Below are 4,556 nucleotides of genomic sequence, written 5' to 3'. Positions count from 1 at the left end.
TCGGCCGCTTCGTCGCCGGAGAGCCACTGGAGAACGTCGTAACGGAGGATTGAAGCGCAGGCGGCTGGTACCGCTGAATTGCCGTGTACGAGGTGTGGGCGGTCCCGCGCGGATATTGCACCGACACGCTGCTGTGACGGCCCAGGCATCCGGTCGCTACTGGATCACGCCCTTGCTTGGGTCGCCGAAAGGGACGCTCTCCACCGGCCAGATCTCGCTGGGCGGGGCCCAGAGGGGCTCTGTCGCCTCCCTGATCCGCTGGTTCGAACCGGCCAGGTGCACCTGGAAGTCCTCTGAGGTCAGCCAGCGCTCGACTATGAAGACGTCCGCCCCGAGCGCCCGTCCCATCAAGCTGAACGACTGCCCCTCACGCCAGCGTCTCCAGATCTCGTCCTGCTGAGCTGGCGAAAACCCGTAGTCACGCACCTGTTCCTCCACGACCACATGATCATCCCGTGGGTGGTGCGTTGATCACTTGAGGGTGCCATCGTTTGCCGACACTTCGAGTGTCCTCGTTCCTGCCGGATCGGACCGTGCGGATGCTCGGCACCTTTTCGGCCACGCCGGCGGACGTGCCGATGGGGGTGGTGGACTTCATCGACGAGGGCTCTCGGGTAGAGGCCTTCAGCTCATCCAGATACTTCCTGTCGCCAACGACCGGGTGGTATTCCCACGTGGCGACGGAACGTCGCAGCGAAGGCGTTCGGTGAGCTGTATCCCGTACGGCGGGCGATCTGCTCCAAGGTGAGTTCGCCTGCCATCAGGTATTCGCGGGCCAGGGTCAAGCGCCAGTCCGTCAGGTACTGCATCGGCGTCTGCCCGAGCGCACGTTCGAAGTTGCGGGCGAACGACGGGCGCGACATTGCACTCAGGTTGGCCAGTTCCGGCACGGTCCAGCTACGTGCGGGCTGTTCGTGCATCGCTTGGAGTGCTCGCCCCAGCCGTGGGTCCTGGGCGGCGCGGTACCAGCTCGGCGCGTCGGAGCTGTCCTGGTAGGAGGCTCGCATGACCAGGACGAGCAGTACGTCGAGCAGTCGGTCGAGCACGGTCTGCTGGCCAGGGGCCGACTGCGTGAGTTCGCTTGAGATGAGGGAGACCACGCCGTGCAAGTGATCGTGTGCGGATGGCCGAATCACCAGCATCGGAGGCAGTGCCCGGATGAGGCTTTGGCCCACGTCGCCGGCAAGTCGGTAGGCGCCGCACAAGAAGACAGCGGCGTGGGGAGCGTCAGGATCCTCGTCGGCGCCTGCCGCCCAGAACTGCTCGTGGGTCACGCACCTGTCCGGGCTCGGCTCATCTGCGAGGTGATGATCGCGACCACCCACGACGACCGCCAGGTCACCTGGCAGTAGGCGTTCGGCTTCGGCCGGATTGTCGAGCCACACCCATGCATGGCCGCGCACCACGGTGTGGAGCGACAGCTGGATGGACCCGGGCAGCGTCAGCCCCCAGGGTGGACGGACGACCGAGCGCGCGAAAACCGCACCGGCCGCGCGCGCCCTCACGAGATAGTCGTGCAATATGTCCACAGAGTGAGCGTATCACGTTGCATTTTGAGTGCAATAAGCATTGCATAGCTCATTCTCCGCCATAGGCTGGATGCATGAGTGAGCAAACTTCAACAGTTCTTGTCCTGGGCGCGACTGGCAAGACCGGCTCTCGCGTGGCCGCGGACCTCATAAGCCGAGGGGTGTCGGTCCGCAGGGCCGCACGGTCCAGTGCCGACGTCGCCTTCGACTGGAGCGACCGCGACACCTACGCCCCCGCGCTCAAGGGGGTCGATCGCGTCTACCTGGTCGGCCCGGTCGACCGGCTCGACTTTGCCGAGGACGTCTCGGTGTTCCTCGACGAGGCCGAGGCCGCCGCGGTGCAGCACGTGACGTTCCTGAGCGCCTACGGGATGGAGCGCGCTCCGGCTGAGGTCTCAACCCGCAGCGTTGAACTCGACCTGCTGGGTCGCCAGCGGCTGGGTCACACCATCCTGCGTCCTGCGTGGTTCATGCAGAACTTCAGCGAGGCCTTCTGCAAGCCGATCAACGGCGCGATCTTGGTGCCCACCGGCGACGGATCCGAGGCGTTCATCGACGCCGATGACATCGCGGCCGTGGCCGCGACCACGCTCGCCGACCCCGCCTCGCACGCGGGCGCGGCGTACAGCTTGACCGGCCCGCAGTCGCTGACCGTCTCCGAGGCTGCCTCCATCATCAGCGAGGCGACCGGTCAGACCATCGTGCATCACGAGCTGGACCGCGAGGTCTGGATTGCCGGCGCGATCGCGAAGGGATTCCCAGCCGAGTTCGGCGCCCTGCTCCGGCAGCTCACCGAGACGGTGGCGTCCGGCAACGGGTCCCGTCCCAACGGCACGGTCGAGCAGGTCACCGGTACACCGTCGCGCACGTTCCGCGACTTTGCCCATAAGAACGCCGCAGCCTGGAAAGAAGCCTAGAAATGATCGACCACGTCTACATCTCCGTATCGGACATCGAGAAGTCGCGGGACTTCTACCTCGCCGCTCTTGGGTCCCTCGGCTGGAGAGAGTTCGGGAGCTTCGACGCCTCGTCCGCCCCCGAGGGTGTCCCAGACCTCCTTGGCATCGGCGACGCCACCTACGTGGCCGGCGGCCTCGGATCGAGCATCTGGCTGCGCCAGCGCAAGCCGGGCGAGACGGGCTTGTACGTCGGCATCGTGTGCGACAGCAACGACGCCGTTAACGCCGCTTACGCCGCCGCGATCACGGCCGGCGGCATCGACGAGGGCGCACCGGCGGACCGGACCTACTTCGCCCCCGGCTACTACGCCGCCAACGTCGCCGACTTCGACGGCAACCGCCTCGAGTTCGTGCATAAGGCCTGGAACGAAAAGTAGTGCTGAACGAGGCGGTCTCTCTGGACTGAGCACCGCGTTGGCCGACGCGGCGGGCCGCAGGCCACGTAGGGGTCGCCCTGCTTGGCCTGCGGCCGGTTCCCGCCTCGCCCTGGGGGCTCAGGACGCGCATCAGGCACTGGAGGATGCTCACGAACAGGACAAGCATCTCCTTATCGTCGCGCCGGTTCGAGGCTATCTCTCCGCCCTTGCCGTAGGCGATCACGCGGTTGGCGCCGTGATCCGGGCAACCGTCGGAGGCGGCGTGACGTTCTTGGAGACCTCGTCGAGAGCGTGCAGGCTGCACGCGAGCGCGAGCAAGGTGCCTTGGCCCTCGTCCTGCGCGAGGTCGGTGGCATCGATGCTGGTACAGCGACCGTGCTGTTCAGTGGGCCTGGTGTGGGTCCTTCGGCGCTCAGGCAGCCGTGCCGAAGCCGGAGGCGGCCGGTTCCTGTTCGCGGAGCTGGGTGAAGTCGACGTCGAGCTTGGGGTCGTACGCCTCCGGCTGGATGCCGAGTTCATGAGTGCTGTACTCGCCGAAGCGGCGGATGTGCTCGGTCAGGTACGGGGAGATGTGGGCCAAATCCTCTGGATCGATCTCCCAGCCCTCCTCCAGCAACTGGCGGACGATCTCGGCGATGTCCAGGGCGCTATGGAAGATCACCGCTTTCGCGAGCAGAGCGTTGAATTTCGCGGTCTTCTCCTGCTCAACGGGGTCGTTGTCGGTGATGACGCCGCCGTTGCCGAAGCCGATCCACTGCGAGAAGCCGTTGAATGCCTCGACCTTGTTCGTCGCGGCGGTCACCCGCCGGCGCACCGGGGCGTCCGAGAGGTAGCGCAGCAGCTGGACGGTGCGGATGACGCGGCCGACCTCGCGGAACGCGATGTAGGTGGCGTTCTTGCGCGAGCCGGCACGCAGGCGCCGCAGCAGCAGGGTGGAGGAGATGGCGCTCTCGCGCACGGAGACGGCCACCCGCATCAGATGCCGGTACTGGGACTCGATCAGGTCGAAGTCGATGACGTTGCGGCCCGGCTCCCCGAACAGGGCGTCGATGTGCACGTACTCGGTCCGCTTCGTGGGCCGGTAGAAGGTCAGGTCCTTCCAGTTCCTGATCCTGGGCATCAGGTCGAAGCCCAGCAAGTGGGCGAGCGCGAAGACAGGGAACGGCTGGCCCTGGCTATCCGCGTGCACCGTGGTCGGCTTCACCTCGGACGTGTTCATGAGCAGGCCCTCGATGATGTAGACGGCCTCCCCCACCCCGCACGGGATGAAGTGCGTGAACAGCGCGATATAGGTGTCCGAGATGTGGTGGTAAGCGATGCCGCCCGGCTTGCCGTAGCGCACGGACGTCTCGGTCAGCAGGTTGTTGAGGTACGTGTCCATGTGGGTGCCGTCGGCGGCGACCGCGGAGCCGTCGCCCCACGCCTGCGAGATGTCCACGCGGGCATGCGCGTTGACCAGGTCGGCGATCGCCTCGTTCAGCGTCGGGATGGAGAAGTGCCGGTTCGCGGCCAACGCAGCTCGTGCCCGCTCACGCCGGGGATGTGGCGCGCGGCCTCATAGGGGCCCAAGGTCGACACACAGACCTACGGAGTCCTACTAGGGCGTGTATCGAATGTGCTGGTCACAGCCACTCGTTGATGGCTGCGACGAGGACGGTCGCCTCGTAGCGGACCGCGAGCTTGTCGTAGCG

The 4,556-nt window shown here is 66.2% G+C and carries 5 protein-coding genes; 2 read left to right on the top strand and 3 right to left on the bottom strand.

Going from position 1 to position 4,556, the window contains the following annotated elements; translation table 11 throughout:
* Nucleotides 1-156 precede the first annotated feature (156 nt).
* Both ACFYX0_RS46770 and ACFYX0_RS46765 read right to left on the bottom strand, forming a co-directional pair.
* Nucleotides 157-438 (bottom strand): hypothetical protein, encoded by a 282-nt coding sequence (locus ACFYX0_RS46770; RefSeq protein WP_388981688.1) that lies wholly within the window; start codon nucleotides 436-438, stop codon nucleotides 157-159.
* Between the two features lie 191 nt (nucleotides 439-629).
* Nucleotides 630-1,529, bottom strand: a complete 900-nt coding sequence (locus ACFYX0_RS46765; protein WP_388981685.1) for a cupin domain-containing protein — start codon at nucleotides 1,527-1,529, stop codon at nucleotides 630-632.
* Nucleotides 1,530-1,603: 74 nt separating this feature from the next.
* On the opposite strand from ACFYX0_RS46765, the gene ACFYX0_RS46760 reads away from it, so the two are divergent.
* Entirely contained in the window at nucleotides 1,604-2,446 is an 843-nt protein-coding gene (locus ACFYX0_RS46760; protein ID WP_388981682.1) for an NAD(P)H-binding protein, read from the top strand.
* A gap of 2 nt (nucleotides 2,447-2,448) precedes the next feature.
* Nucleotides 2,449-2,865, top strand: a complete 417-nt coding sequence (locus ACFYX0_RS46755) for a VOC family protein (protein ID WP_388981679.1) — start codon at nucleotides 2,449-2,451, stop codon at nucleotides 2,863-2,865.
* 412 nt (nucleotides 2,866-3,277) lie between these two features.
* Here the strand turns inward: ACFYX0_RS46755 and ACFYX0_RS46750 are convergent, their stop codons facing one another.
* Nucleotides 3,278-4,378 carry a transposase gene (locus ACFYX0_RS46750; RefSeq protein WP_388981677.1) on the bottom strand — a complete coding sequence of 367 codons (1,101 nt, stop codon included), beginning with the start codon at nucleotides 4,376-4,378 and terminating at the stop codon, nucleotides 3,278-3,280.
* Between the last annotated feature and the right edge of the window lie 178 nt (nucleotides 4,379-4,556).

This window comes from Streptomyces sp. NPDC002573 (genome assembly GCF_042889625.1).
Taxonomy (GTDB): Bacteria; Actinomycetota; Actinomycetes; order Streptomycetales; family Streptomycetaceae; genus Streptomyces; species Streptomyces gibsoniae.
This window is presented reverse-complemented; position numbering and strand designations above follow the sequence as displayed.

Excerpts from the sequence above, each read along its gene's own strand:
- ACFYX0_RS46760 (WP_388981682.1), top strand. The coding sequence starts at position 1,604 with ATGAGTGAGCAAACTTCAACAGTTCTTGTCCTGGGCGCGACTGGCAAG.
- ACFYX0_RS46755 (WP_388981679.1), top strand. The coding sequence starts at position 2,449 with ATGATCGACCACGTCTACATCTCCGTATCGGACATCGAGAAGTCGCGG.